The 25,940-nt window shown below is 70.6% G+C and carries 24 protein-coding genes and 1 pseudogene; 16 read left to right on the top strand and 9 right to left on the bottom strand.

Annotated features, from left to right (window positions below; all coding sequences use genetic code 11):
* Positions 1 to 33: 33 nt before the first annotated feature.
* The gene (locus tag ACIBH1_RS20100; RefSeq protein ID WP_397315298.1) at positions 34 to 1,245 is read left to right on the top strand and encodes an ROK family transcriptional regulator; all 1,212 of its coding nucleotides are present in this window, start codon (positions 34 to 36) and stop codon (positions 1,243 to 1,245) included.
* A gap of 145 nt (positions 1,246 to 1,390) precedes the next feature.
* Here ACIBH1_RS20100 and ACIBH1_RS20105 read toward each other — a convergent pair whose 3' ends face one another.
* Positions 1,391 to 1,864 carry an Lrp/AsnC family transcriptional regulator gene (locus ACIBH1_RS20105; RefSeq protein ID WP_397315299.1) on the bottom strand — a complete coding sequence of 158 codons (474 nt, stop codon included), beginning with the start codon at positions 1,862 to 1,864 and terminating at the stop codon, positions 1,391 to 1,393.
* 93 nt (positions 1,865 to 1,957) lie between these two features.
* Here ACIBH1_RS20105 and ACIBH1_RS20110 point away from each other — a divergent pair, with 93 nt between their 5' ends.
* Positions 1,958 to 2,626: a nitroreductase family protein gene (locus tag ACIBH1_RS20110; protein WP_397315300.1), complete on the top strand. Its 669-nt coding sequence runs from the start codon at positions 1,958 to 1,960 to the stop codon at positions 2,624 to 2,626.
* Here ACIBH1_RS20110 and ACIBH1_RS20115 read toward each other — a convergent pair.
* Positions 2,609 to 3,403: an ArsR/SmtB family transcription factor gene (locus ACIBH1_RS20115; protein WP_397315301.1), complete on the bottom strand. Its 795-nt coding sequence runs from the start codon at positions 3,401 to 3,403 to the stop codon at positions 2,609 to 2,611. The genes ACIBH1_RS20110 and ACIBH1_RS20115 overlap by 18 nt on opposite strands.
* Positions 3,404 to 3,574: 171 nt before the next feature.
* Here ACIBH1_RS20115 and ACIBH1_RS20120 point away from each other — a divergent pair, with 171 nt between their 5' ends.
* Positions 3,575 to 4,054, top strand: a complete 480-nt coding sequence (locus ACIBH1_RS20120) for a nuclear transport factor 2 family protein (protein WP_397315302.1) — start codon at positions 3,575 to 3,577, stop codon at positions 4,052 to 4,054.
* A gap of 3 nt (positions 4,055 to 4,057) precedes the next feature.
* On the opposite strand, the pseudogene ACIBH1_RS20125 reads toward ACIBH1_RS20120, so the two are convergent.
* Together ACIBH1_RS20125 and ACIBH1_RS20130 are read right to left on the bottom strand one after the other, a co-directional pair.
* A pseudogene (locus tag ACIBH1_RS20125) lies at positions 4,058 to 5,224 on the bottom strand (MFS transporter).
* 14 nt (positions 5,225 to 5,238) lie between these two features.
* Positions 5,239 to 6,162 (bottom strand): EamA family transporter, encoded by a 924-nt coding sequence (locus tag ACIBH1_RS20130; protein ID WP_397315303.1) that lies wholly within the window; start codon positions 6,160 to 6,162, stop codon positions 5,239 to 5,241.
* A 104-nt stretch (positions 6,163 to 6,266) separates the two neighbouring features.
* On the opposite strand from ACIBH1_RS20130, the gene ACIBH1_RS20135 reads away from it, so the two are divergent.
* Together ACIBH1_RS20135 and ACIBH1_RS20140 are read left to right on the top strand one after the other, a co-directional pair.
* Positions 6,267 to 6,767, top strand: a complete 501-nt coding sequence (locus ACIBH1_RS20135; protein WP_397315304.1) for a MarR family winged helix-turn-helix transcriptional regulator — start codon at positions 6,267 to 6,269, stop codon at positions 6,765 to 6,767.
* A 6-nt stretch (positions 6,768 to 6,773) separates the two neighbouring features.
* Complete coding sequence (locus ACIBH1_RS20140; RefSeq protein WP_397315305.1) at positions 6,774 to 7,430, top strand: maleylpyruvate isomerase N-terminal domain-containing protein; 657 nt, start codon at positions 6,774 to 6,776, stop codon at positions 7,428 to 7,430.
* On the opposite strand, the gene ACIBH1_RS20145 is transcribed toward ACIBH1_RS20140, so the two are convergent.
* Together ACIBH1_RS20145 and ACIBH1_RS20150 are read right to left on the bottom strand one after the other, a co-directional pair.
* Positions 7,427 to 9,319 carry a serine hydrolase gene (locus ACIBH1_RS20145; protein WP_397315306.1) on the bottom strand — a complete coding sequence of 631 codons (1,893 nt, stop codon included), beginning with the start codon at positions 9,317 to 9,319 and terminating at the stop codon, positions 7,427 to 7,429. The two genes, ACIBH1_RS20140 and ACIBH1_RS20145, sit on opposite strands and share 4 nt — an antisense overlap.
* Positions 9,320 to 9,369: 50 nt before the next feature.
* Entirely contained in the window at positions 9,370 to 9,765 is a 396-nt protein-coding gene (locus ACIBH1_RS20150; RefSeq protein ID WP_397315307.1) for a hypothetical protein, read from the bottom strand.
* A gap of 405 nt (positions 9,766 to 10,170) precedes the next feature.
* Between ACIBH1_RS20150 and ACIBH1_RS20155 the strand changes: the two genes are divergently transcribed.
* The 3 genes from ACIBH1_RS20155 (at position 10,171) to ACIBH1_RS20165 (ending at position 14,783) form a co-directional block, all read left to right on the top strand.
* Positions 10,171 to 11,838, top strand: coding sequence for a fibronectin type III domain-containing protein (locus ACIBH1_RS20155; protein WP_397315308.1), 1,668 nt, complete (start codon positions 10,171 to 10,173; stop codon positions 11,836 to 11,838).
* On the top strand, positions 11,835 to 13,232 hold the full coding sequence (locus ACIBH1_RS20160) for a carbohydrate-binding protein (RefSeq protein WP_397315309.1): 1,398 nt from the start codon (positions 11,835 to 11,837) through the stop codon (positions 13,230 to 13,232). The genes ACIBH1_RS20155 and ACIBH1_RS20160 overlap by 4 nt, the downstream gene beginning before the upstream one ends.
* Positions 13,233 to 13,418: 186 nt before the next feature.
* Positions 13,419 to 14,783 (top strand): hypothetical protein, encoded by a 1,365-nt coding sequence (locus ACIBH1_RS20165; protein WP_397315310.1) that lies wholly within the window; start codon positions 13,419 to 13,421, stop codon positions 14,781 to 14,783.
* On the opposite strand, the gene erm is transcribed toward ACIBH1_RS20165, so the two are convergent.
* Positions 14,755 to 15,423: a 23S ribosomal RNA methyltransferase Erm gene (erm, locus tag ACIBH1_RS20170; RefSeq protein WP_397315341.1), complete on the bottom strand. Its 669-nt coding sequence runs from the start codon at positions 15,421 to 15,423 to the stop codon at positions 14,755 to 14,757. The genes ACIBH1_RS20165 and erm overlap by 29 nt on opposite strands.
* 329 nt (positions 15,424 to 15,752) lie before the next feature.
* Between erm and ACIBH1_RS20175 the strand changes: the two genes are divergently transcribed.
* Genes ACIBH1_RS20175 through ACIBH1_RS20210 form a run of 8 tightly spaced genes read left to right on the top strand, consistent with a single transcriptional unit; the run spans position 15,753 to position 23,117 of the window.
* Positions 15,753 to 16,694, top strand: a complete 942-nt coding sequence (locus tag ACIBH1_RS20175; RefSeq protein WP_397315311.1) for a serine hydrolase domain-containing protein — start codon at positions 15,753 to 15,755, stop codon at positions 16,692 to 16,694.
* 35 nt (positions 16,695 to 16,729) lie between these two features.
* Entirely contained in the window at positions 16,730 to 17,392 is a 663-nt protein-coding gene (locus tag ACIBH1_RS20180) for a response regulator transcription factor (protein WP_397315312.1), read from the top strand.
* Entirely contained in the window at positions 17,389 to 18,774 is a 1,386-nt protein-coding gene (locus ACIBH1_RS20185; protein ID WP_397315313.1) for an ATP-binding protein, read from the top strand. Before ACIBH1_RS20180 ends, ACIBH1_RS20185 begins: the two co-directional genes overlap by 4 nt.
* A gap of 24 nt (positions 18,775 to 18,798) precedes the next feature.
* Positions 18,799 to 19,320: a hypothetical protein gene (locus tag ACIBH1_RS20190; protein WP_397315315.1), complete on the top strand. Its 522-nt coding sequence runs from the start codon at positions 18,799 to 18,801 to the stop codon at positions 19,318 to 19,320.
* Positions 19,317 to 20,333 (top strand): peptidoglycan-binding protein, encoded by a 1,017-nt coding sequence (locus ACIBH1_RS20195; protein WP_397315316.1) that lies wholly within the window; start codon positions 19,317 to 19,319, stop codon positions 20,331 to 20,333. The genes ACIBH1_RS20190 and ACIBH1_RS20195 overlap by 4 nt, the downstream gene beginning before the upstream one ends.
* A complete protein-coding gene (locus ACIBH1_RS20200) occupies positions 20,333 to 20,995 on the top strand; it encodes an ABC transporter ATP-binding protein (RefSeq protein WP_397315342.1) in 663 nt (220 codons plus the stop codon). The genes ACIBH1_RS20195 and ACIBH1_RS20200 overlap by 1 nt, the downstream gene beginning before the upstream one ends.
* Positions 20,992 to 22,215, top strand: a complete 1,224-nt coding sequence (locus tag ACIBH1_RS20205; protein WP_397315317.1) for an ABC transporter permease — start codon at positions 20,992 to 20,994, stop codon at positions 22,213 to 22,215. Before ACIBH1_RS20200 ends, ACIBH1_RS20205 begins: the two co-directional genes overlap by 4 nt.
* Before the next feature lie 47 nt (positions 22,216 to 22,262).
* Positions 22,263 to 23,117, top strand: a complete 855-nt coding sequence (locus ACIBH1_RS20210; RefSeq protein ID WP_397315318.1) for a hypothetical protein — start codon at positions 22,263 to 22,265, stop codon at positions 23,115 to 23,117.
* 322 nt (positions 23,118 to 23,439) lie between these two features.
* Here the strand turns inward: ACIBH1_RS20210 and ACIBH1_RS20215 are convergent, their stop codons facing one another.
* A complete protein-coding gene (locus tag ACIBH1_RS20215; protein WP_397315319.1) occupies positions 23,440 to 24,396 on the bottom strand; it encodes a DUF6597 domain-containing transcriptional factor in 957 nt (318 codons plus the stop codon).
* 11 nt (positions 24,397 to 24,407) lie between these two features.
* The gene (locus tag ACIBH1_RS20220; RefSeq protein WP_397315320.1) at positions 24,408 to 25,460 is read right to left on the bottom strand and encodes an AI-2E family transporter; all 1,053 of its coding nucleotides are present in this window, start codon (positions 25,458 to 25,460) and stop codon (positions 24,408 to 24,410) included.
* Positions 25,461 to 25,940: the final 480 nt, after the last annotated feature.

Below are 25,940 nucleotides of genomic sequence, written 5' to 3' on the forward strand. Positions count from 1 at the left end.
TACAAAGTCAACGATTTCTGTGACATTGGCCACATGCAGAAGGGCACGAACCTGCCCAAGGTCGGCAGCTACAACCGAGCGGTGGTGCTGGAGTCCATCCAGGTCGGCGACGGCATCAGCCGGGTCCAGATCGCCGAGCGCACCGGCCTGACCGCGCAGACCGTCTCGGTGATCGTGCGCAGGCTCCTGGAGGAGGGCCTGGTCGTCGAGGACGGCCACCAGAGCTCCAGCGGCGGCAAACCCCGCACGATCCTGCGCGTCGACCCCACCGCGGGCTACGCGATCGGCATCCACTTCGACCCCGTCGAGATCACCTACGTCCTGGCCGACCTGGCCGGCCGTCCCGTGGTCAAGCTGCACCGCAAGGTACGGCAGGCCGTGCCCGACGCGGTCGTCAGGACCATGGCCCGCACGGCGCGGCGGCTGCTGCGCGACGCGGGCATCCCCGACTCCAAGGTGCTCGGCCTCGGCCTGGCCGCTCCCGGCCCCCTCGACCCCAAGGGCGTCATCGTCAACCCGCCCCGGCTGCCAGGCTGGGACCGCGTGCCCATCCGCGAGCAGGTGGAGAGCCTCATCGGCTTTCCTGTCACGGTCGACAACGACGCCACCGCCGCCGCCATCGGCGAACGCTGGGCGGGGCTGGCCCGCAGCACGCCCGGATTCGTCTACCTCTATCTCGGCACCGGCATCGGCGGCGGCATGTTCCTCGACAACCAGGTCTACCGCGGTCGCTCGCTGAACGCCGCAGAGCTGGGCCACATCACGGTCGTGCCCGACGGGCCCGAGTGCTACTGCGGCAACCGGGGCTGCGTCGAGGCGCTGTGCTGCCCCAGCGCCATCGTCGCCGCCGCCCGCGAGCGGCTCGCCCTCGGCGCCGTGTCGTCGTTGTCGCCGCACCGGCTCACCCATGCGCGCGTCTGCGCGGCGGCCGCGGCCGGCGACCCGCTGGCGCGCTCGGTCATCGACGAGGTCGCCGCCCGCCTGGCCGACGCCGCCGTCTCGATCGTCAACATGCTCGACATCGACCTGCTCGTGCTCGGCGGTCCCGCCCTGCGCGAGGTGGGGGAGGTCTACCGGGCCGCCGTCTCCGAGGCGGTCGCCAGGCGAGTGCTGGCCAGGCGGCTGCACGCCGTACGCGTGGAGGTCTCACCCATCGCGGCCGACGCCGCCGCCATCGGCGCCGCCTCGCTCGTCTTCCATGCCACCTACGCGCCGCGGATCGACGCGCTCGTCAAGGAGGCGTGAAGGGCTTTACCAACAATCCCCACTGGTTTACTATGAATTTAGAACGACTCGCCGCGGCGCCGGGGCTGGCGGCACCACGGCGGGGCGTCGGCTGGGTCCGTACGGCTCGCGCGGCTGGGGTGGCCGCGCGAGCCGTACGACGCGCTCAGGCCTGCTCGGCCAGGGGGAGCACGCGATACGGCACGACGGCGGAGAGCGTGATCACCGTGCTGCTCCGCCGTACCCCCTCGATGGCCAGCATGCGATCGATGACCTGCTGGATGTGCTCGTGGTCGCGGCCCGCGATGCGGCACCACACGTCGCCGGGACCGGTCACGATGTGCGCTTCGAGGAGCTCCGGGATGGTCTCCAGGATCCTGGAGATGCCCGCGCGCGAGCCCTGCTCGACCTCGAGGGTCGTGAAGGCCTGGACGGGGTGGCCGAGCGCCTTGGGAGAGAGGTTCGGGCCGAAGTCGACGATCACCCGGTCGGCGGTCATGCGGTCGAGCCGCGCCTGGACCGTGCCCCGCGCGACGCGCAGGAGCCTGGCGAGTTCGAGGAGGCCGCTCCTGGGCCGCTCGTGCACGAGCTTGAGGATCTTCAGGTCGAGATCGTCAAGCCCTTTGAGACGTGCTGGCATATCAGCCAGTTATATCCCGATAAAGCTGACTATCAGGTAGTAAAAGCAGGCCGGTGTTGTCAGCCACCCAGGACGCTGCCGACACTCCCTCCCGTGACCTCGCACAACCACCCCTTCGTGCCCTATCGCCCCGAGCGCCTGCCCGCCGACGAGATGATCCGCCGCGGGGAGGAGTTCTACGCCCACGTCGACAGGCGGCGCAGCGTGCGTTCCTTCTCGCCGGACCCCGTGCCGCGTGAGTGCATCGACCTGGCCGTCCTCGCCGCCAACACCGCGCCTTCCGGCGCCCACCAGCAACCCTGGAAGTTCGTGGTCATCGGCGACCCCGCCGTGAAGCGCCGCATCCGCGAGGCCGCCGAGGTCGAGGAGCGGCAGAACTACGAGGGCGGCCGCCTCACCCCCGAATGGCGCACCGCCCTCGCCCCGCTGGAGACCACCTCGGACAAGGGGTACCTGGAGGTGGCGCCCTGGCTCGTCGTCTGCTTCGCCGAGAAGTACGGCACGCGCGAGGACGGGAGCCGGGTGAAGCACTACTACGTCAACGAGAGCGTCGGGATCGCGTGCGGCCTGTTCATCACCGCTCTGCACACGATGGGACTGTCGACGCTCACCCACACGCCCAACCCGATGGCCTTCCTCGGCACGATCTGCGAGCGGCCGGCGAACGAGCGGGCCTACATCCTGTTCCCCGTGGGCTACGCGGCGTCCGACGCCGAGGTGCCCGACCTCACCAGGAAGCCGCTCTCACGCGTCCTCGGGTAGCGGCTCGCCCGTCTCCAGCAGCGACTTCAGGCTCGCCACCACGTTGGGCCAGCCGTGGCTGACCATCTCGGCCAGGCTCGACCCCGGCTCGAAGCCGTCGTGTACGACGGTGAGCTTCACGACCTGCGACGTGGCCTCCTCGATCGTGAAGGTGACCTTCGACCGGGACTCGCCCGACAGGCGGGCGAGCAGGTCGTCGTCCCAGCCGAAGCGCGTGGCGAGTTCCGGGGTGACGGCGTGCCAGGTGTAGGAGAGCCGCTTGTAGGGATCGGCCTCCAGCACGACCTGCTCCGGATCGCTGATCGTCACGCCGTGGTTGTCCCAGGTCATCGGCGAACCGGCCGTCCAGTCCGTGGTGAACTCCGTGGCCCAGTATTGGCGGGTGAAGGCGGGATCGGTGAGCGCCTGCCAGAGCTTCTGCGGGCTGGTGCGGATGTAGGTGGTGTAGACGAAGGTCGGCGCGTCCATCGGGGTCTCCTCCAAGGCGAGTTTCAGGTCGGCCAGGGCCTGGATCCTGGCCTGGTCGTAGCGGCTGATCCAGCGGTGGGCGATCTCGTGCACGGGAGCGGCGTTGAGGTAGTGGAGCTTCTCGCGGCCCCGCCGCACGGTGGTGACGAGCCCGGCCTCCTCCAGCACCGCCAGGTGCTTGCTGACAGACTGCCTGGCCATGTCGAGCCCGGCGCACAACTCGCGCAGCGTCTGCCCGTTGCGGGCGTTGAGCGAGTCGAGCAACGCGCGCCGGCTCGGATCGGCCAGCGCCTTGAACACCTCGTCCATGCTCGCCCTCTGTCGATATGCAGCCGTCTGGCTGCCTTTTCAAGATAGGCAGCCGGGCGGCTGCATGTCAAGGAGTGGCGCGGCGCCCGATTTCGCGGTGTGCTGTCAGCGGGCCCCCGACCGCACCGGCGTCCGGGCCCCGCCGAGCCCGATTCCCGACTGGGGGCGCCCGTGTCCGCCGAAACCGAAGCCGTCATCCGCGAGCTCGCCGACCGAGCCGCCATCACCCAGGTTCTGCACACCTACGCCCGCCTTGTCGACGAGCGGGAGTACGAGGCGGTGGCGGCCCTGTTCACCGACGACTGCCTGGCCGACTACGGGCAGGGCGAGGGCGACACCCTGCACTCGGCCAAGGAGGTCACCGACTGGCTGACCCGGCAACTGCGCCACATGAAGGTCACCAGCCACCACATCTCGAACGTGGAGATCCGCTTCACCGGCGCCGACCACGCCGACACGGTCGCCTACCTCTACGCCTGGCACATCCTGCCCGGCTTGGACGTCGACCCGGTCGTGCTGGGGCGCTACGTCGACCGCTTCGTGCGCACCCCGGCCCACGGCTGGCGCATCGCCGAGCGGCGCCTGTTCGCACACGGCCTGGTCGGGCTGCCGGAGGGGATCCTGAGGCCGCTTCCGAGGAAGGACGCCTAACCGCTAGCGCTCGCGGGTGCTCCACACCGGCACCACGGTCAGCGCCGCGAGCGCCGCGGCGACCCACAAGGCCACCGTGACGTCGGCGGAGTCGACGATCAGGCCGCCCACCAGCGCGCCCAGCGCGATGGCCAGGTTGAACACCACCGTGTTGAGCACCGTCGCGGCCTCGGTGCGGTCGGGCGCGGCCTTGAAGATCAGCATCTGGACCCCGACCGGCACCCCGCCGAACGCCAGGCCCCACAGCAGCAACAGGACGATCCCGGTGGCGGGCACGGTGCCCACGAGCGGGAAGAGCGCCAGCACCCCGCCGAGCAGCAGGCTGCCGGCGATGATCGTCGCCTGCGCGTTGCGCGCGGCCGTGCCCCCGGCGAGGAAGGTGCCCAGGACACCCGCGACGCCGAACGCCAGCAGCATCGGCCCGATCAGCGCGGCGTCCACCCCGGCGTGCTCCTGCAGGATCGGGCTGACGAAGGTGTAGGCCGTCATGTGCCCGCTGACGAGCAGGAAGGTGGTCAGCACCGCCGCGCGGACGAGGCGGTCGCCGAACATCCCGAACAGCGCGCCCATCCTGAGCCGTTCGGCGGCCGGGATCGGCGGCAGCAGCACGAACAGGGAGGCGAGGGCGACCAGGCCGAGCCCGGCCAGGATCAGGAAGGCGACGCGCCAGTCGGTGAGCCCGCCGACGAAGGTCCCGGCGGGGACGCCGAACACGTTGGCGGCGGTGGCGCCGCCGAAGGCGATCGAGGTGGCCCGGCCGACGTGCGAGCCTGGCACGAGCCGTACGGCGATGCCCGCCGCCAGGGCCTAGAAGCCGCCGATGCTGATCCCGACGAGGAAGCGCGCCACCAGCAGCATGGGGAAGCCCTGGGCCAGGAACGACAGCAGGTTGGCCGCCACCATCAGGGTGACGAGCCCCAGCAGCACGACGCGGCGGTCCAGGCGCCCGATCGCGACCGGGACCAGGAGGGCGCTGACGGAGGCGACGAGGCCGGGCACGGTGACCATGAGGCCCGCCGTGCCCTCGGAGACGCCGAGGTCGCCGCCGATGGAGGTGAGCAGTCCGACGGGCAGCTGCTCGGCCGTCACCACCAGGAACGTGCCGACCGCCACGGCCAGCACCGACAGCCAGTGCTTGATCGTCACCCGTTCTTCGTGGACGAGGGTCATGGTCCTGTCCTCCTTCAGAGTGCGGCGCCGGCGCGTTCCCGGCGGGGGAGCGCGGGCGGGGCGAGGTCGATGCGGGTGCGGGCGGGGCCCTGTCCGAGCAGGGTGCCGCCGAGGGCGATGGCCATGCCCAGCACCTGGAGCGGGGTGAGGTCCTGGCCGAGGGCGGCCCAGCCGATGACGGTCGCGGAGACCGGGCTGAGCAGGGCCAGGAAGGAGACGGAGGTGGCGGGCAGGCGCGAGATGCCGCGGAACCAGTTCCAGTAGGCGAGCGCGGTGCCGATGACGCCGAGGTAGAGGTAGCCGATGACGGCGGAGCCGTCCAGCGCGGGCGGAGCGCCCTCGGCGAGGAGGGCGAGGGGCACGAGCAGCAGGCCGCCGGCGGCCAGTTGCCATCCGGCCAGGGCCAGCGGGCCCACCCCGTCGGGCCTGCCCCAGCGCTTGGCCAGCACGGTGCCCGCCGTCATGGAGGCGGCCCCGGCCAGGCCCGCGGCGATTCCCACGCCGTCGAGCGCCGCGTCGGATCGCAGCACCACCAGACCCACGCCCAGCACGCCCGCCATCCCGGCCAGCACCTTCTGCCAGGTGGGCCGCTCGCCCAGCAGGAGCGCGGCCAATCCGAGGGCGAACAGCGGGCCGACCGCGCCCAGCACCGCGGCCACCCCGCCGGGCAGGCGGTAGGCCGCCAGGAACAGCAGGGGGAAGAAGGCGCCGATGTTGAGCACGCCGAGCACCGCGGAGCGCCAGATCCACATCCCGCGCGGCAGGACCCGGGAGACGGCCAGCAGCAACAGGCCCGCGGGCAGCGCCCGCATCAGCGCCGTGAACAGGGGGCGGTCGGGCGGGAGGAACTCGGTGGTCACGGCGTAGGTGGAGCCCCAGGCGATGGGCGTCAGGGCGGTGAGGGCGACACTGCGCCACCGTGTTACGAGAGTGGACATCGTTTGCCTCTCCATTCATAATCTCAATGTTAAGATAATTACCCAAAGATGCCTCAACGTCAAGTAGGTGAACGTTGAGATAGTTATCGTTGAGAGGAGTGCCGATGGCGGACGCCGTGGACGAGGTGCTGGCGCAGTGGAAACGGGAACGTCCCGACATCGACGTCTGGCCGATGGGCGTCATCGGCCGCATCACCCGCCTGTCCCTGATGCTGGACAAGGAGCTGAAGGACTTCTTCGCCGGCCACGGCCTCGAACGCTGGGAGTTCGACGTCCTGGCCACGCTGCGGCGCTCCGGCCCGCCGTACGAACTGACGGCAGGCGCGCTCAACAAGGCCGCCATGGTCACCTCGGGCGCGATCACCAACCGCATCGACCGGCTGGCCTCCAGAGGACTGGTCGAGCGCATCCGCGACGACGCCGACCGCCGCTCCGTCCGCGTCAAGCTCACCGACCAGGGCTGGACCCTCATCGAGCGACTCGTCCCCCTGCACGTCGCCAACGAGGCGCGCATCCTGCGGGCGCTGGGCGGGCAGGAACGGGACGACCTCGCGGGCGCCCTGCGCGACCTGCTGGAATCGCTCGGAGACACCTCGCTGGAGTAGACCGCGATGACACTCTTCTCAACCTCGTGGGCCGCGCTGCGCGCGGCGGTCGCCGGCCTGCCCGACGACGACTTCGCCCGCCCGTCCGGCTGCGCCGGCTGGCTGGTGCGCGACCTGGCCTGCCACCTGGTCATCGACGCCCAGGACGTCCTGATCACCCTGGCCACCCCGGCCGAGGGCGAGCCGACCCGCGACGCGCTCACCTACTGGGAGGTCTCCCGCACCCCGCCGACCGGCGACGACGACCTCGACGCCCTGACCGTACGGCTCGCGGCCGCCTACCAGGAGCCGCGCCTGCTCAAGTTCCACCTCGACGACGTCGGCTCCGCCGCGGGACGCGCCGCCGGCCTGGCCGACCCCGGCATGCGCGTCGGCACCCGCGACCAGGTGCTCACCGCCGGCGACTACCTGTCGGCCTACGTCCTGGAATGGACGCTGCACCACCTCGACCTGGTCGCGCACCTGCCGCACGCGCCCGGCCCGCCCGCCGCGAGCCTGGCCCGCTCCCGCACGATGCTGGAGGGAATCGCCGGGGCGAGCTTCCCCGCGTCGTTCTCCGACACCGACGCGCTGCTGACCGGCACCGGACGGCGGGCACCGTCCGACGCCGAGAGGGCGCGGCTGGGAGAGCTCGCCCGAAGGCTCCCGCTGGTCCTGGGCTAGAACAGGTCGTGCGACGGCCAGGTCGCGACCGCCCGGTGGACCTCCCACATCATCGCGTCCAGATCCACCCGGTTGCCGTTCGCCACCGCCATCCAGCAGAACTCCCCGGCCGTGCGCACCAGCACCGCCTCGGTCCCGTTCGGCGTGAGCCGCCCGGTGTGCCACCACGTGTCCGCCTTGTTGACCGCCCACCCGCAGGCGTAGCCGTCGAACACCGACGGCGGCGTCGTCATCACCCGCGTCGTGTCGGAGCGCAGCAGGTCGGGCACGGCCCCGAACCCGTCCACCCGTACGGCGAAACGCAGGACGTCGGTCGGCGAGGCGAGCCAGCCGCCGTGGGAGTCCATGCGCCGGGCGGGGATGGAGTACGGATCGGTCCCGTAGTAGATCACCTCGTCGGAGCGCCGCTGCGCCAGGGTGTCGCCCGCCAGGTGCATGTTGGTGATCCCGCTCGGCGCCAGCACGTTGCGGCGCACGTATTCGGCGTAGCCCATCCCGCTTACCGTCTCGATGATGCGCCCGAGCAGGCAGTAGCCGAAGTTGGAGTACAGGTGCCTGGCGCCCGGCGCGTGCTTCTGGGGCTGGTTGTCGAGGGTCCAGGTGATCAGCTGCGCGTGGGTCATCGCCGGGTTCTTGAACATCGGGTCGTCGCCGTCGTTGGGCCAGCCTCCCGAGGTGTGCTGGAGCAGGTGCCGCACGGTGATCGCCCGCAGGTTCGCGGTGTAGGGCTTGGTGCCGAAGCGGGTGCCGAGCAGCGCGCCCTGGCCGAAGACCCGCTGATCGAGCGTCAGCCTCCCGGCCTCGACGAGCCGCATGACGGCCACCGCGGTGATCGGCTTGGAGACGCTCGCGACGCGCATCAGGTGACGGGGCGTCACGCGCTCGCCGGTGTCCCGCCTGGCCAGGCCGTACCCCTTGGCCAGGACGAGCCGGCCGCGGCGGGCCACCGCCAGCGAGATGCCCGCGACCCCCGAACCGGTGAGGTGACGGTTGACGACCGTGTCGACGGCGGCGAAGTCGCCCGCGGCGGGCGTCTGGTGCACCCAGACCGCGGCGAAGCGCGGCGAGCCGTAGCCGCTGACCAGCAGCGGCCGGTAGCCGCGGCGCTGGTGGTCGTCGAAGGCGGCCTGGTAGGCGGCCGAGTCCAGGCCGTGCCTGGCCGACCAGCGCGGTCCGGCGCCCTGCGCCCAGATCGCGGCGTACAGGTCGGTGCCGTTCACGGTGTAGCCGCTGACGTGCACGGGCCGGTAGCCCTGGCCGGTCAGGCGGGTGAACTCGGCCTGGTACTGCGCGGAGGTGAGGTTGTGCCTGGCCACCCACGGCGGGCCGCCGCCCTGCTCCCAGACGGCCGCGAACAACGCCTGGCCGCCGGACTGGTAGCCGTCGACGCAGGTCAGCCGGTAACCCTGGCCGGTGAGGCGGGTGAACTCCGCCTGATACTGCGCCGAGGTGAGGTTGTGGCGCGCCACCCACGCAGGGCCGCCGGTGCGCTCCCAGATGGCCGCGAAGTACGGCCGGCCGCCGACGTCGTAGCCGCTCACCTGGGCCAGGCGGTAGCCCTGCCCGGTGACCCGCGTGAACTCGGCCTGGTACTGCTCCGCGGTCAGCCCATGGCGGGCGACGAGGGGCGGACCCGGCGCCTTCTCCCAGATGCCCGCATATCTGGCCTGGCCGCCCGCGGCGTAGCCGCTCACGTGGGTGGGCCGGTAGCCGAGGGCGGCCAGCCGGTCCCACTCGGCCTGGTACTGCGCGGAGGTGAGGTTGTGCCTGGCGACCCAGCCGGACGGGGTCCGGCCGGTCGGAGCGGTGATCCCGGCCCAGTCGAGCCCGATCGCCGTGCCCAGCGCGGCACCCGCGTGGAGCACGTCACGTCTGCTGAAAGCGGTCATGTCCCCGAGCATGCGCGTGCCCGGCGGGGTCCGTCATGAGCAGGCCATACTCAAGTGGGAAACCACGACGGCCACCATGACGGCGCGGCGCAGCCGTCGACGATGCCGTGCTCGGCGACTCCCTGCACGATGAGCGTCGCCGGTCCAGCCAGCACCACCAGGGCGAGGAGCGTCCACAACAGCGGGTCGCCGACGTGCGGCCGGCACAGCCAGTGCACGGCCCAGGCGACCAGGCACGCCGTCGAGCAGATCGCGGCGAAGTCTCCGGCCCGCAGGATGGCCAGGCCGAACATCGCGAAGCTCTCGCCCCCGCTCAGGTCGCCCACGCAGGAGATCAGCGCCCGGTTGATGAGCCGCACGTCGGCGATCCAGGTGATCACGGTCAACGCCACCGCACCACCGGCGAGGGTTCCGCAACCCATCAGGTGCCTCTCTAATCCAGTCACGGCTCGCATCCAAACACGGCGATATGGCGTGGCTGTCGGTGCCGTGTGAGGACCCTGTGCAGAAGCAGGGATTTGGGCCTTGTGAGGGTCGTTTGTCAGGGCTACGATCGCCACAACTCTTAGGAAACTTTCCTAAAAGAAATCATGAATTGGGACTCCAGATGTCGCGATCACCCCCGCGATGGCCCCGATAGAGCTGCGGAAACCGTCTCCACAGCGCCATTTCCTCCCGGCACGGGATGAGGAACACCCCGACGTCTCCCTGTCGTGGGAGCGATCATGAGGCGCGCTGTTGCCTTACTTGTCTTGACAGTTCCAGCAAGCCTCCGGCACCCCCTGATTCCGTACGGCTCGCGGCAGCCTTACACCCCCCACGCGAGCCGTACGGCCACCCCTGGAGCATTCATGAAATTCCGGGTCATAGCGGCGACCCTTGCCGCGCTCTGCCTGACCTCCGCCCCAGTCCAGCTCATCGCATCCCCCGCCGCGGTCGCCGCCGCGGCCTGGGCCCCGTACACCGCCTACGCCGTGGGCGCGGTGGTCACCTACAACGGCACCGACTACACCGCCATCCAGGGGCACACCTCCCTGCCCGGCTGGGAACCGCCGAACGTCCCCGCCCTGTGGAAGGCCGGAGGCACCTCCACCCCGACGCCCGGCCAGCCCGGCGCGGTCACCGTGACGGCGACCAACACCTCGATCTCGCTGTCGTGGGGCGCCTCGTCCGGGACGGTGACCGGTTACCGGGTCTACGAGGGCTCGACGCTCAAGACGACCGTGACCGGGACCAGCGCCACCATCTCCGGCCTGGCCGCCTGCCAGTCGCACACCTACACGATCAAGGCCTACAACAGCTCGGGCGAGTCCGCGGGACGTGACGCGTCCGGCTCCACCACCGGCTGCGTCAACCTGCCCGGCCAGCCCGGCACCGTGACCGCGACGGCGACGAACACCTCGATCTCGCTGTCGTGGGGCGCCTCGTCCGGGACGGTGACCGGTTACCGGGTCTACGAGGGCTCGACGCTCAAGACGACTGTCACCGGGACCAGTGCCACCATCTCCGGCCTGGGCACCTGCGAGCCGCACACCTACACGGTCAAGGGCTACAACGCCAACGGCGAGGGACCGGGCCGGGACGGCTCGGCGACCACCACCGGCTGCAACCCCGGCGGCGGGCTGCCCAAGCACTTCCTCACCGGCTACTGGCACAACTTCGTCAACCCGGCGACCGAGCTGAAGCTGTCGCAGGTCCCGAACGAGTACGACCTGATCGCCGTCGCCTTCGGCGAGGCCACCGCCACCCCGGGTCAGGTCGTCTTCTCCCTGGACAGCGCGCTCGCCACCGCGGTGGGCGGCTACACCGAGGCCCAGTTCAAGGCCGACATCGCGGCGCTCAAGCAGCGCGGCAAGAAGGTCATCCTGAGCGTCGGCGGCGAGACGGGCCGGGTCCAGGTCGCCTCCTCCTCCGCGGCGAGCGCCTTCGCCTCCAGCGTGCACGGCCTCATGCAGAGCTACGGATTCGACGGCGTCGACATCGACCTGGAGAACGGGCTCAACGCCACCTACATGGCCCAGGCGCTGCGCGACCTGCGCGGGCGCGTGGGAGCGGGCCTGATCATCACGATGGCCCCGCAGACCATCGACATGCAGTCGACCGGGATGGAGTACTTCAAGCTCGCCCTGGCGATCAAGGACATCCTCACCGTCGTCCACATGCAGTACTACAACTCCGGCTCGATGCTCGGCTGCGACCAGTCCTTCGCCTACTCGCAGGGGACGGTCAACTTCATGACCGCCCTGGCCTGCATCCAGCTGGAGAACGGCCTGCGCCCCGACCAGGTCTCCCTGGGCCTGCCCGCCGGACCCGGCGCGGCCGGCGGCGGAGTCGTCGCGCCCAGCCTGGTCAACCAGGCGCTCACCTGCCTGGCCACCCGCAACAGCTGCGGCTCGTTCGTCCCGCCCCGCGCCTACCCGGACATCCGCGGTGCGATGACCTGGTCGATCAACTGGGACGCCAGCCACAACTGGAACTTCTCCAAGACCGTCAAGCCCCACCTCCAAGGAATGCCATGAAACTCCGCGTCATAGTGGCGACGGTGGCGGCACTCTTCGCCACGAGTGCGCCGGTCGTGCTCCTCGCTCCCACCGCGGCGGTCGCCGCCGCGGCCTGGGCCCCCTACACCGCCTACGCCGTCGGCGCGGTGGTCACCTACAACGGCGTCGACTACACGGCGATCCAGGGTCACACCTCGCTGCCCGGCTGGGAGCCGCCGAACGTCCCGGCCCTGTGGAAGCCGGGCGGCGGCAACCCCCAGCCCGGCGTGCCCGGCCAGCCGGGCGCGGCGAACGTGACCGGCGCGACCAACAGCTCCCTCACCCTGGGCTGGGGCGCCTCCAGCGGCACCGTCACCGGCTACCGCGTCTACGAGGGCAGCACTGTCAGGAGCACGGGCACCGGCACCAGCGCCACCATCTCCGGCCTGGGCACCTGCACCACGCACACCTACACGGTCAAGGCCTACAACAACGTGGGCGAGTCGGCGGGCCGTGACGTCACGGGCACCACCACCGGCTGCCCGACCAACCCCAACCCCACCAAGATGGCGGGCGCGCCCTACCTCTACATGGGCTGGGGCAACCCGCCCAACCCGGGCACCGTCATGGACGCCACCGGCGTGAAGTCCTTCACCATGGCCTTCATCCTGTCGAGCGGCGGCTGCACCCCGGCCTGGGACGGCAACCGCCCGCTCACCGGCGGCGCCGACCAGCAGGCGATCAACACGATCAAGTCCAAGGGCGGCAACGTCCAGATCTCCTTCGGCGGGTGGCAGGGCAACAAGCTGGGCCCGAACTGCTCCACCCCGGCGGCGTTCGCCGGTGCCGTACAGCAGGTCATCAACGCGGTCGGACCCGCGGTCGTGGACTTCGACATCGAGAACACCGACGAGTTCGAGAACTACACCGTCCAGGACCGCATCCTGAACGCGCTGAAGATCGTCAAGCAGAACAACCCGAACGTGAAGGTGGTCGTCACCTTCGGCACCACCCGCACCGGGCCCAACAGTCACGGCATCCGCCTGATCAACCAGGCCAAGGCGCTCGCCGTGCCGATCGACAACTTCACGATCATGCCGTTCGACTTCGGCAGCTCCAACATCTACCAGGACACCGTCAACGCCTCCGAGGGCCTGAAGAACGCGCTGAAGTCGGCCTACGGCTACACCGACGCGCAGGCCTACGCCCGCATGGGCATCTCGGGCATGAACGGCCTGTCCGACCAGCAGGAGATGACCAGCACCGCGACCTGGACCCAGATCCGCGACTGGGCCAAGTCGAAGGGCCTGACCCGGCTGGCCTACTGGGCCGTCAACCGTGACAGGCCCTGCCCCGGCGGCGGCGTGACCTCCAACTGCAGCGGCATCTCGCAGCCCGAGTGGGAGTTCACCCGCATCACCGCGGGCTTCTGACAAGCGGTCCGCGGCGCCGGAGGTCGGGATCCGGCGCCGCGGAGCGCTTTCCCGAAGAGTTTCCTGTGAGTTGTGTCACCCGATTCTGCCGCGTTATATGCACATTGACCTGGGGATTTGTAGCGATATGGGATTGGGCGGTCCGGTGGCGAGCTCATCCGTGGGTACGGCAGGCTAGTGGCCACCATGGAACACGCAGTGCTCACAGGCCTGGTCCTGCTCGTCGGAGTCGCCGTCGCCCTCATCGCCCAGTGGCGTGACTGGCGGCCCTCTCTCACCGTCGCCGTCCTCCTCGGCGTCGCGGTGCGCGCGGTCATCTACTTCGCCTCCGCCGACGACGCCTTCCAGCCGGTCGACTACGAGGAGAGCTTCAGGCCGGCCGGTGAGGCGGTGCTCAACCGCGAAGACCCGGTGCTGGGCAGCGAGGGCGGCTGGCACTTCCTGCCGACGATCCCCTACATGTACGGGATCCTGCTGTGGCTGGGCCTGCCCTGGGAGTACGCCGGGCGCCTGGTGACCGTGGTCGCCGACATCGCGCTCATCCCGCTGGTCGCCAAGCTCGCCGGCGGCGCCAGGGCCAACCTGCGGGCGCTGCAGTACGCGCTCAACCCGCTGGCACTACTCGTCGCCGCACACCACGGCCAGGTCGAGCCGGTGGCGCTGGCCTTCGGCGTGGCCGCCTTCGTCGTGGCACGCGGCCCCGGCAGCCCCGAGCGCACCGGCTTCACCCTGCCGGTCATGGACCGGGTGCGGCTGTACGGCGCGGCCGAGGCGCCCAACCGGGCCTGGGCCTGGGTGAAGCGCTCGCTGCGCCCGCTTCCCGACGACCGCGCCACGCTGAAGCGCGGCATGCTGGCGGGCCTGCTGATGGGCCTGGCGTTGTGCGCCAAGAGCTGGCCGATCTGGCTGATCCCCGGCATGCTGCTGCTCCTGCCGACCATGCGCGCGCGGATCGTCTCGCTCCTGTTCACCGGAGCGGTCCCGGTCTTCTTCCTGGTCACCCTGCCGATCTTCGCGGGCACGGCGTTCCACCAGATCCCGGAGGTCATCCGCGAGATCAAGAACATCCGCCCGATCGTCGGCGAGTGGGGCTGGACCCCGTGGATCACCGGTGGAGACTGGGCGCTGATCCCGTGGGCGGCCCAGCTCGGCACCTACCTGATCTACGCCAGCGTGCTCGTGGTCATCTACCTGTGGCGCAAGGCCGACCCGATCGACATGACGATCGCCATCCTGCTGATCTTCATGGTCGTCACGCCCCGCCTGGGCGCGCAGTACCTGATGTGGTTCATGCCCTTCCTCATCGCCCGGCCCACGCGCTTCGCCTGGCCGGCGATCCTGGCGGTGTCGGCCTGGTCGGCCTACGGCTACCTCTACATGACGCAGCTCGCCGTCGACCCCTGGTGGTACGCCCATCGCGACTGGTCGCGCTTCTCGATCGTGATCCTGCCGCTGCTGGTGATGGCGATGCCGTGGGGCCGCCGCGACCCGCAGTCGCAGCGGCCCGTCCAGGCTCCCGGCGTCAGCCCCGCATTGAGCGGAACAACGTGACCCACTGATCGGGATGCACGTATCCCACGACGGTGTCGTGGGATATGCCCGCCTCCTGGAAGGCGTGCCTCGGCCTGCCCAGTGAGGCGTAGAGCGAGCCTCCCACCCCCTGGAAGCCGCGCTCGACCAGCTCCAGGTAGGCCCCGCGGTCATCGGCGAGCGGCTCGGGCCGCCTGTCGATGCGCAGGATCCCGGAGTCGACCGATGGCACGGGGCGGAAACTCTCCCTGTCGATGCGACCGGCCAGCTCCCAGGTGAACCATGGCCACGAGGCCACGGTCACCAGGCTCCAGCGTCCGTAGTCGCCGGCACGTTTGCGCGCGTATTCGAGCTGGGTGACGAGCGTCGCGCTCGTCAGGTGCCCGGCGTGCAGGCACCAGTCCACGATCTTCGAGGTGACCGAGAACGGGATGTTGCCGACGACCGAGAACGGCCGGTCGGGCGCCTTGGCGGAGGTGAAGTCGCCCTTGACCACGGTGGCTCCGGTGCCCCTGGCCCTGAGCTTGGCCGCCAGCAGCGGGTCGAGCTCGTAGGCGATCACCTCGGCCCGCCTGGCGAGCTCCCTGGTGAGGGCGCCCTCGCCGGGTCCCGGTTCCAGGACGAGGCCGTGCGGGTCGGCGATCTTGACGATCTGCTTGATCGCCTGCCGGTCGTTGAGGAAGTTCTGCGAGAGTTCACGCCTGGCCCGGTCGCGAGGCGTGCGGCCTTGCGGTGAGCGCGTGGCCTTCTTCTGGGTGTGCGAATAGTTGCCGAATGCGAATGACTGCGCCACAGCTGATGCCCTTCCGGGTCGCTTCGAGAGAGAAAGGTCTCGAAGGGCCCTGGGCACGCCAGACGGATCGGGGGTGTCCGCCTAGCGGGCCAGAGCCCGGCCGTGGCGGATGCGGATGAAGCAGGCGCAGGTGAGTGCTGTCATGCGAGAGACAATACGGAACGCTCCGTCTCGGCGCAACGTGATATCTGGGAGGCATGCGCTTACGCCGGTTCCTGCTCGTGCTTCTGCTCACCGGCTGTTCCCCCGTCAAGCAGGTGCCCGTCGAGGCCGAGGCCCAAGCCCTGGTGACGGCCGGCTCGCCGGGCGCCGTCGTCTACGTCGCCGAGGGCGGCCGGGTCTGGCAGGCCGCGGCCGGGCAGGCCGAGCCGGGCGTGCCCATGCGGACCGACCACCGGTTCCGCATCGCCAGCATCACCAAGACCTTCACCGCGACCCTTCTCGCGGAGCGGATCCGGGCAGGACAGCTGAGCCTCTCCGACCGCGTCGACCGGCTGCTGCCCGGCGTCACCACCTCCACCGCCACCGTCGGCGACCTGGCCAGGCACACCAGCGGCATCGCCGACTACATGCGCTCCACCGAGTTCGTCCGCACCATGTCGACCGGCGGCAACCACCTCAAGGAGTGGACACCGGAGCAACTCCTCGCCTTCGCGGGCGAACCGGGCAGGCCCGGGGGAGCGTTCGCCTACTCCAACACCAACTACCTCCTGCTCGGGATGATCCTGGAGAAGCTCGCGCGCAAGCCGTACAGGGAACAGATCGCGCAGTTCGGTCTGCCCGACACCGAACTCCCCGTCGCGCTGCTGCCCGACCGGCTCGCGCACGGCACCCACCTCGACGGATCCGACGGGACCACCGACGCCAGCGCCTCGCTGTACTTCAGCGCCGGCGGCCTCGTCTCGACCGTCGCCGACGTCGCGGCCTTCTACCGCGCGCTGCCGCCGCTCGACTACGGCATCTTCACCGAGAAACTGTCCTGCGGGATCGAGGTGCGCAGCCACTCCGGCATGCTGCTCGGCTACAGCGGGATCGCCCTGGTCACGCCCGACCGGCGGCGGGTGGTCGTCGTGCAGCTCAACTCCAGCCACGCGGGCTCCGCCATCGCCGCCGGGCATCGCCTCATGTGCGCGCTTTGATGCTGTCTTGAACTTCGTATGACCATGCTGGCCTCATGAAGGTACTTGTCGTCGACGACGAGCCGAACATCCGTGACCTGCTGGCCGAGACCCTGCGGCTGGTGTCGTTCGACGTGCGGACCGCAGGCTCGGGGGCCGAGGCGCTCAGCGCGGCCCGCGACTTCGTCCCCGACCTGGTCGTGCTCGACGTGATGATGGACGACCTCGACGGCTTCGAGGTCGCCAGGCGCCTGGAGGAGCGTTACCCGGTGCTCTTCCTGACCGCCCGCGACGCGGTGGCCGACCGGGTGCGCGGGCTGAAGCTGGGCGCCGACGACTACGTGGTCAAGCCGTTCAGCCTCGAAGAACTGGTACTGCGCATCCGGGCGATCCTGCGCCGCAGCGCGCCGGGCGACGGCCGCGGCGAGCCGCTGCGCTACGCCGACCTGGAACTGGACGCCGACAAACACGAGGTACGGCGGGGCGGCACGCCCGTCGAGCTGTCGCCCACGGAGTTCAACCTGCTGGAATACCTGCTCACCAACGCCGGGCGGGTGGTCAGCAAGGCCCAGATCCTCGACAGCGTCTGGCGCTACGACTTCGACGGCGACTCCAGCATCGTCGAGTCCTACATCTACTACCTGCGCAAGAAGATCGGCGACCCGCCGCTGATCCAGACCGTGCGCGGCGTCGGCTACTCCCTGCGGCTGCCGTCATGAGCCTGCGCACCCGCCTCGTGCTGATCGTCCTCGGGCTCACCACCCTGGCGTTCCTGCTGGCCAACGCGGTGGGCATCGCGCTGCTGCGCGGCGAGCTGGTCAAGCGCGTCGACGCCCAGTTCGGCAAGCTGGAGAAGGCCTCGCCGGCGCTGTCCGCCGCGGCGCGGATGTTGTCGTCGCGCAAGGACCTGCCCGCCGACCTCGTCGACGTCCTCGGAGAGAGACTCAGGGACGAACTGCGCTTCTACCTCTACAACGCCGACGGCACCCTGCAGCCGGTCCTGTCGGCCGGAGGCCAGGGCCCCGAGCTCGGCGAGCTGCGCTTCGGCGAGCCCTACACCGTGCCGGGCAGCGGCGGACCGTCGTGGCGGGTGCACGCCGTGCGCCTGCCCGACGGCGGCGGAGCCCTGGTCATCGCCCAGTCGCTCAAGCAGGTCGAGCAGACCGAGCGGTCGCTGATCGTCATCAACGTGGTCGTCCCCGCGGCCGTGCTGCTCCTGCTCGGGCTCGTCGCCGCCACCGTCGTACGGCTCGGCCTGCTGCCGCTGACGCGCATGGAACGCACCGCCACCCGCATCGCCCACGGCGACTTCGGGCGCCGCATGCGCCAGGCCGACCCGCGCACCGAGCCCGGCCGGCTCGGCGTCGCCATGAACGTGATGCTCGACCGGCTCGAAGAGGAGATCGCCGCCCGCACCGAGTCGGAGGCCAGGCTGCGGCGCTTCCTCGCCGACGCCTCCCACGAGCTGCGCACCCCCCTCACCTCCGTGCGCGGCTTCGCCGAGCTGCACCGGCGCGGCGGCGGCGAGCCCGACGAGCTGATGCGGCGCATCGAGGACGAGGCCACCCGCATGGGCGTCCTCGTCAACGACCTGCTCACGCTCGCCCAGCTCGACGAGGAACGCCCGCTCGACCGCGCGCCCGTGGACCTGCTGGAGATCGCCGCCGACACCGTCCGCGACGCCCGCGCCCGCCTCCCGGCGCGATCGGTCAAACTCACCGGCCCGCTCCAGCCCGTCACCGTGCCGGGCGACGAGCTGCGGCTGCGCCAGATCGCCGCCAACCTCGTCGGCAACGCGCTCACCCACACCGACGCCCCCGTCGAGGTGCGCGTGCTGCACGAGGGCGGATTCGCCGTCCTGGAGGTCGCCGACAGCGGGCCGGGTGTCGCGCCCGAGCACGTGCCGCACCTGTTCGAGCGGCTCTACCGCGTCAGCCGCGGCCGCTCGCGCGCCGCCGGGGGAGCGGGGCTGGGCCTGGCCATCGTCGCGGCCATCGCGCGCGCCCACGGCGGCACCGTCGGCGTCGACAGCGAACCCGGCGAGGGCAGCCGCTTCCGTGTACTCCTACCTGTGGTCGAGGCGGCTCCGAGCTCGCTTTGAGGCAGGCCGTGCACGGTCGGGGACATGAGAAGAATCCTTCCCGCCCTGACCCTCGCGGCGGTCCTGTCCCTCATGGCCGGATGCGGCGCCTCCCAGGCGGCCGGCGGCGTGGCCTCCGTGAGCGGTGCCACCGCCACGGCCGCCGCGCCGACCGCCACCGCCACCGCCGACCCGCTGGAGCAGGGGCGCGAGTTCGCCCAGTGCATGCGCGACAACGGGGTGCCGATGGAGGACCCCGACCCCAACCAGGGCCTGGCCGGCCGACTGGGCAAGGTCGACCGCAACTCCGCGGCCTTCGTGAAGGCGCTCGAGGCCTGCCGCGATGTCGCCCCCTTCGCCGACCGCAAGGAACTCGCGCCGGAGGATCTGGAGAAGATGCGCGCGTTCGCCGCGTGCATGCGCGACAACGGTGTCGACATGCCCGACCCCGACCTCGCGGGCGGCTTCGCCGCGCAGATCGGCAAGATCTCGCCCGACGACCCCAAGGTCGCCAAGGCCCTGGAAGCGTGCAACGACGAGCTGGGGTCGATGCGGGGCAGGAAGTGAGCCGCGCCAGGCTGCTCGCGTGGAGCGCCGGCGGCGCCCTGCTCGCCGCCGCCGTCGCGGCCGCCTCGCTCGGCTTCGGCGGAGAACCCGGCACCGCGCCGCCCGCCAGGACCCCGCCCGCGACCGCCACGGTCGAGCGCACCACGCTCACCGACACCAAGACCGTCCCAGGAACCCTCGGGTACGGCTCGCCGGTCACCATCACCACCACCGGCGGCGGCACGATCACCTGGCTGCCCGCCGAAGGCGCCACCATCACCCGCGGCAAGGCCGTCTACAGCGTCGACGCCGACCGCGTGCCCCTGCTGTACGGCACGCTGCCGCTCTACCGCACCCTGGCCGACGGCGTCTCCGGCAACGACGTCAAGCTCCTGGAGACCAACCTCGCCAAGCTCGGCTACACCGGCTTCGACGCCGACTCCTCCTACACCTGGGCCACCGCCGAGGCGGTCGAGCAGTGGCAGGACGACCTCGGCCTGCCCGTCACCGGCACCGTCCAGCCGGGCGACGTCGTCGTCGCCCCAGGACCCCTGCGCGTCGCCTCGCTCGAGGCCGCGCTCGGCTCGCACACCGCAGGCCCCGTGCTCACCGCCACCTCCACCACCAAGCAGGTCTCCGTCGCCCTCGACGCCTCCGACCGCCACCTGGTACGGCGCGGCATGAAGGCCACCGTCGAACTGCCCGACGGATCCGCCGTCTCCGGCACCGTGAAGGACGTCGGCAAGGTCGCCACCCAGAAGGACGACGCCACCACCGTCGAGCTCACCCTCTCGGTCGGCAGGACCGGCTTCGACACCGGGCCCGTCGAGGTCACCATCGTCGCCGCGACACGCGAGGACGTGCTCGCCGTACCCGTCGGGGCCCTCGTCGCCCTGGCCGAGGGCGGGTACGGCGTGCAGGTGACCGACGGCGGCGCCCTCGCCTACCAGGCCGTCGAGACCGGCATGTTCGCCGACGGCAAGGTCGAGGTCACCGGCGTGCCGGAAGGCGCCACCGTGGTGGTGCCCTCGTGATCGTCTCCCTTCACGACGTGACCAAGATCTACGGCCCGGTCGAGGCGCTGCGCGGCGTGCACCTGTCGGTCGAGCCGGGCGAGCTCGTCGCCATCGTCGGGCCGTCGGGGTCGGGCAAGTCCACGATGCTCAACATGATCGGCACCCTCGACCGGCCCACCGGCGGCACGGTCCGCATCGCGGGCCACGACGTCGCGGCCCTGTCCGACCGGGAACTGTCGGCGCTGCGCGCCCAGCTGATCGGGTTCGTGTTCCAGTCGTTCCACCTCGCGCCAGGGGTTCCCGTGCTCGACAACGTGGCCGACGGCCTGCTGTACAGCGGCGTACGGCTGCGCGCCAGGCGGGCACGGGCGGCCGAGGCGCTCGAACGGGTGGGACTCGAGCACCGGCTCCGGCACCGGCCCCACCAGCTGTCCGGCGGCGAACGGCAACGCGTCGCCATCGCCAGGGCGGTGGTGGGGGAGCCGGCGCTGCTGCTGGCCGACGAGCCGACGGGCAACCTCGACTCCCGATCGGGGGCAGGGGTGATGGCGTTGCTGCGGGAACTCAACGAGGGCGGGACGACCGTGGTCGTCATCACCCACGACCGCGACATCGCCTCGTCGCTGCCGCGCCGCGTCGAGATGCTCGACGGCCGGATCCTCAGCGAGGTGACGGCATGACCTCTGATCCCACTCCTGCCCTTGCCTCTCGCCTCGTCCCTGCGCGGCTCAGCCTGGGCGACGTGGCGCGGGTCGGCGGCGCCGGGCTGCGCACCCGCCCCATCCGCGTGTTCCTGTCCGCCCTGGGCATCGCCATCGGCATCGCCGCCATGCTCGGCGTCGTCGGCATCTCCGCCTCCAGCCAGGAGGAGCTCAACCGCCGCCTCGACGCCCTGGGCACCAACCTGCTCAAGGTCTCACCCGGCCAGAGCCTGTTCGGCGACGCGTCCCACCTCCCGCTCGAAGCGGAAGGCATGATCGCCCAGATCCCCGCCGTCACCACCGTCACCGCCGTCGGTGTCACCCCGGTTAAGGTCTATCGCAACGAACACATCCCGGCCAGCCAGACGGGCTCGGTGTCCGTGCTCGCCGCCCGCCTCGACCTGCCCGCCGACACAGGAGTCACGGTGGCCGCCGGGACCTGGTTGAACGCCGCCACCCACAACCATCCCGCCGTCGTCCTCGGCGCCAAGGCCGCCGCCCGCCTCGGCGGCGAACGACCCGGACCCGACCAGCGCGTCTGGCTCGGCGGCGAACTGTTCACCGTCGTCGGGGTGCTCGCCCCCGCCGCCCTCGCACCGGAGCTCGACCTGGCCGCCCTCGTCGGCTGGCCGGTCGCCGTCTCACGGCTCGGCTTCGACGGCTACGCCACGACGGTCTACTCCCGCGCCACCGAAGCACACGTGCAGGCCGTACGGGATGTCCTGGCCGCCACCGCCAACCCCGAGGCGCCCAACGAGGTCGAGGTCTCGCGCCCCTCCGACGTCCTGGCCGCCAAGCAGGCAACCGACGCCACCCTCAACGCCCTGCTCCTCGGCCTCGGCGGCGTCGCCCTGCTCGTCGGCGGGGTCGGCGTCGCCAACACCATGGTCATCTCCGTGCTCGAACGCCGCGCGGAGATCGGCCTGCGCCGCTCACTCGGAGCCGGACGCGGCCAGATCCGCCTGCAGTTCCTCACCGAGTCGGCGCTGCTGTCACTGCTGGGCGGCCTCGGCGGCGTGATGCTCGGCATCGGCGTCACCTCGCTGTACTCCACACTCCAGGACTGGCCGACCATCGTGCCGTTCTGGGCCATGGCCGGCGGGGTCGTCGCCACCCTCGTCATCGGCGCGCTGGCCGGCTTCTACCCCGCGCTCAGGGCCGCCCGCATGTCACCCACCGAGGCGCTGGCGGCACCGTGACCGATTTCTACAAGAGCCCGCCCGGCCCCGTCACTAGGGTCGAAGACATGCGAGACCTGGTTGCTCAAGCCGAGACGTTCCTGCACGACCAAGCCCGCCTCATCGACAGGCTCCGCTTCGAGGCGCTCTTCCGCGGAGGGCCCCGGCAGCGGGTCCTCGACACGCTGCGGTGCTACCAGAATGCCGACGGCGGATTCGGCAACGCCCTCGAACCCGACCTGCGCGGCGCGGCCAGCCAGCCCGAACCGGTCGAGATCGCCTTCTGGATCCTCGACGAGCTCGACGCCTTCGACGACCCCATGGTGCCCGCGGCCTGCGACTACCTGGCCTCCATCACCACCCCCGACGGCGGCGTGCCGTTCGTCCTGCCATCGGTGCGGTCCACCCGGCGAGCACCCTGGTGGGAGACCGACGACGACCCGCCGGGCCACCTCATCCCCACCGCCTCACTCGCCGGCCTGCTCCACAAGCACGGCATCACCCACCCGTGGCTGGAGCAGGCGACCCGCTTCTGCTGGGAGCGCATCGAACAGGTGAAGGAGACCACGCCCTACGAGGCCAGGGCGATGGTGCCGTTCCTGGAACTCGTGCCCGACCGGGAACGGGCGGAGGCGGAGTTCACACGGCTGAAGGGGGCGATCCTCGACACGGTGACCTTCGACCCGGCGGCGTCGGGGGATGCGCACTTCCCGCTCGACTTCGCGCCGGCGCCGTCGCGCCTGCCGCTCTTCGAACCGGAGACGATCGAGCGGCATCTCGACGCGCTGGAGGAGATGCTGGAGCGGGACGGAGGAGTGGTGCCCAACTGGCCGATCTGGACCCCGGTGGTGGGGCCTGAGTGGGCGGGATACCTGACGGTGCATCGCCTCAAGACCCTGCGCTCTTACGGCCGCCTGCCGTAAGAGCCGCGGTCGTTGGGTGTGGGTGGGTGCGCCCTCGGCCGCCCGCCTTGCGTCGGCAGGCTCGTTCGCCTGCCCACGCTGGTGCGTTCGGGGCGCTTGCCTGCATTGGCGTGGCCGCGTCACTTCCTTCCCGCCCCGGCCCGCGCGGGCCGCCCGCCCCTGCACACTCGGACCGCCTGCCCCGCACGCGCGGGTCGTCTGCCTCACGTCGGCGTGGTCGCGTCGCCCTGGGCGGCGGGCTTCCGGCGTCCCCCTGCCGCTGCCGCTGCCGCTGCCGCTGCCGCTGCCGCTGCCCCTGCTCCTGCCCCTGCCGGTCAGCGGGTCAGTGCAGCAGGCGGCTCATCGGCACCCCCGCCAGGCGCTTCACGTCGTTCGCGAGGTGAGCCTGGTCGGCGTAGCCGCTCTCGGCGGCGGCCAAGGCGAGCGGGGTGCCGCCACGAGCCAGCCGCAGCGCCCGCTGGAACCGCACGATCCGCTGCAACACCTTGGGCGAGTAGCCGAACGCCCCCACGGCACGACGGTGCAGCTGCCGGGCACTGAACCCCAGATCCCACGCCACCTGGGCCACCGAACGCCCGGCACGCAGCGCCGACGCGATCGAGGGCGCGGCCGGGTCAGGCGGCGCAGTGGCCAGGAGCAACGCGGCGATGCGCGGCAGCCGCTCCGCCACAGGCACATCGCCCAGATCCTTCATGGCGACCAAGCCCCTCCCCGCGGTTAGGCCGCTCATCGCTGGCAGGTCACTCACCGCAGTCGGGCCCCTGCCCGCAGCCGGGCGCCTCCCCGCAGTCGGGTCGTTCGCCGCGGACACGTCTCTCACCGCGGCCTCGCTCCTCATCGCCGCCAGGTCGCTGACCGTCGCCATGTCGCTGATCGCTGGCAGGTCACTGACCAAGGCCAGGTCGTTGATCGCTGGCAGGTCACTCACCGCCGCCACGTAGCTCATCGTGGGCAGCTCACTCATCGTGGGCAGCTCACTCATCGTCGGCAGGTCGCGCAGGGGCACCCGCTGGTCGACCAGCTCGTCGATCGGCAGCCCCAGCGCCCCGCCCACGGCCCCCGGCAGGAAACGGATCCCGAAGTACCGGTCACCCGGGACCATCACCGTCGGCATCGGCCCCGTGTCGGGCCCGGCGACATGCGGCCCCTGCGGCCCCCAGATCACATCCACGCACCCGTCGGGCACCACCAGATGCACGCCGGAGGACTCGCTCACCTGCTCCCACACGCACACCAGCCGGTGCGCGAGCGAGGGCGGCGGCGCGTGCTCCACGTACATGGTTCACCACGCTACCCAGGCTCACTGACAATCCGCTCGTCCCCCGATATGAGGGCAGCCGCCCACCGGGCCGTCGGGTCGCTGTCGATGAGCAGGGCCCGGGTGAGGAGGCTGAGCGGGATGGCGAGCAGCGCGCCGAGCGGCCCGAGAACGAATGCCCAGATGATGAGCGACAACAACGTCATCGTCGTCGAGAGCCCGACGGCGTCGCCGAGGAACTTGGGCTGAATGAAGGACTGGATGACGACGTTGATGGCGACGTAGGCGATGATCACGAAGATCATCTGCTTGACCCCGCCGTCGAGCAGCGCCAGCAGGGCAGGGGGGATCAGCCCCATGATGAAGCCGATGTTCGGGATGTAGTTCGTGATGAGCGCTAGCACGCCCCACAGCAGCGGGATCGGCACCGACAGCAGGTACAGCGCTATCACGTCGAGCGCGGCGCAGACCAGTCCGAAGGCGGTGGAGACCAGCAGGTAGCGCCGCGTCTTGCTGGCGAACGTGGCGAGCGCGGTGACCAGCTGCGGCTTGCTGCGGCTTCCCGCGGCGAAGATGCGCTGCATGACGGGAGCGTCGAGCGACATCGCCAGCAGAAGCACGACCATGAGGAACAGGCTCGACAACAGCCCGACCACGCCGGTCAGCAACCCCTGGGCGAAGCCGACGAGCTTGCCCGGGTCGAGGCTCTTGACCGCCTGGTCGAGCTGGGCGTTGCCGATGCCGAAGCGGGCGAGCAACTGCTGTGACTCCTTGACGAGCGTGTTGAACTGGTCGGTGTAGGCGGGCAGCAGTACGGCGAGCTGTGTGACGGCCAGGCTGAGGATGGCGACCATGGCCAGCAGGACGAGGACGACGATCAGGAACGGCAACGCGACCTGCAGCCACATGGGCGCTCCGCGGCGGCGCAGCCAGTTGCGCACGGGGGAGACGGCCAGGACCAGCACGAGTGCCAGGACGATCGGCCCCAGAATGGACGAAACCTCGCGCATGCCGAAGAGCGTCACCACTGCCGCTGCAGTGCCGACCAGCACGATCAATGCTCTGGGCAGTGCCTGAACAGCCATCACTCTCGTGACATACCCGCTTTTTCGAGTCAAGGCGTACGGCTGGCGTGTCGTGATCGTTTCGTGGCCAGTTCATGGTTTGAAGTCGTCATGAGCACTCCGGAGCGCTGCTAATCTTTCTAAGCCGACGTCGTGCGGCGCAACTCTCTCCCTCTTGATGGTGTGGGTGCTGCGCGTGTGGCGGTGGCTCCCTCAGGCTCGGCGGTCTGGAGATCGGTTCGCGGATCGGTTGAAGGGCTGGTAAGTTAGAGGGGTTGCCCCGGAAACGGGGCGGTCGAAATTCCCGCAGGTGAATCGGTCCGAGTCAATTTGACAGGGACTGAAGCGCCTGAGAGAATTAAGACATAACGGAACGAAGCGCCCCGGGCTAGTGCAGACGGTGTTCGCGTCCGTTTCTTGAGAACTCAACAGTGTGTTTAAAAGCCAGTGCAAGAGTTATTTCTTGCAACACCTCGTCTAGAAGTTTCTAGGCATTTGTTG

It is taken from the genome of Nonomuraea sp. NPDC050663, from assembly GCF_044456985.1.
GTDB lineage: Bacteria > Actinomycetota > Actinomycetes > Streptosporangiales > Streptosporangiaceae > Nonomuraea.

What these genes read in the sequence shown, in the direction of transcription:
- ACIBH1_RS20100 (WP_397315298.1), top strand. Translation starts at nt 34, where the DNA reads ATGCAGAAGGGCACGAACCTGCCCAAGGTCGGCAGCTACAACCGAGCG.
- ACIBH1_RS20105 (WP_397315299.1), bottom strand. Translation starts at nt 1,864, where the DNA reads ATGCCAGCACGTCTCAAAGGGCTTGACGATCTCGACCTGAAGATCCTC.
- ACIBH1_RS20115 (WP_397315301.1), bottom strand. Translation starts at nt 3,403, where the DNA reads ATGGACGAGGTGTTCAAGGCGCTGGCCGATCCGAGCCGGCGCGCGTTG.
- ACIBH1_RS20130 (WP_397315303.1), bottom strand. Translation starts at nt 6,162, where the DNA reads ATGTCCACTCTCGTAACACGGTGGCGCAGTGTCGCCCTCACCGCCCTG.
- ACIBH1_RS20135 (WP_397315304.1), top strand. Translation starts at nt 6,267, where the DNA reads ATGGCGGACGCCGTGGACGAGGTGCTGGCGCAGTGGAAACGGGAACGT.
- ACIBH1_RS20140 (WP_397315305.1), top strand. Translation starts at nt 6,774, where the DNA reads ATGACACTCTTCTCAACCTCGTGGGCCGCGCTGCGCGCGGCGGTCGCC.
- ACIBH1_RS20145 (WP_397315306.1), bottom strand. Translation starts at nt 9,319, where the DNA reads ATGACCGCTTTCAGCAGACGTGACGTGCTCCACGCGGGTGCCGCGCTG.
- ACIBH1_RS20155 (WP_397315308.1), top strand. Translation starts at nt 10,171, where the DNA reads ATGAAATTCCGGGTCATAGCGGCGACCCTTGCCGCGCTCTGCCTGACC.
- ACIBH1_RS20160 (WP_397315309.1), top strand. Translation starts at nt 11,835, where the DNA reads ATGAAACTCCGCGTCATAGTGGCGACGGTGGCGGCACTCTTCGCCACG.
- ACIBH1_RS20165 (WP_397315310.1), top strand. Translation starts at nt 13,419, where the DNA reads ATGGAACACGCAGTGCTCACAGGCCTGGTCCTGCTCGTCGGAGTCGCC.
- ACIBH1_RS20175 (WP_397315311.1), top strand. Translation starts at nt 15,753, where the DNA reads ATGCGCTTACGCCGGTTCCTGCTCGTGCTTCTGCTCACCGGCTGTTCC.
- ACIBH1_RS20180 (WP_397315312.1), top strand. Translation starts at nt 16,730, where the DNA reads ATGAAGGTACTTGTCGTCGACGACGAGCCGAACATCCGTGACCTGCTG.
- ACIBH1_RS20185 (WP_397315313.1), top strand. Translation starts at nt 17,389, where the DNA reads ATGAGCCTGCGCACCCGCCTCGTGCTGATCGTCCTCGGGCTCACCACC.
- ACIBH1_RS20190 (WP_397315315.1), top strand. Translation starts at nt 18,799, where the DNA reads ATGAGAAGAATCCTTCCCGCCCTGACCCTCGCGGCGGTCCTGTCCCTC.
- ACIBH1_RS20205 (WP_397315317.1), top strand. Translation starts at nt 20,992, where the DNA reads ATGACCTCTGATCCCACTCCTGCCCTTGCCTCTCGCCTCGTCCCTGCG.
- ACIBH1_RS20210 (WP_397315318.1), top strand. Translation starts at nt 22,263, where the DNA reads ATGCGAGACCTGGTTGCTCAAGCCGAGACGTTCCTGCACGACCAAGCC.
- ACIBH1_RS20215 (WP_397315319.1), bottom strand. Translation starts at nt 24,396, where the DNA reads ATGTACGTGGAGCACGCGCCGCCGCCCTCGCTCGCGCACCGGCTGGTG.
- ACIBH1_RS20220 (WP_397315320.1), bottom strand. Translation starts at nt 25,460, where the DNA reads ATGGCTGTTCAGGCACTGCCCAGAGCATTGATCGTGCTGGTCGGCACT.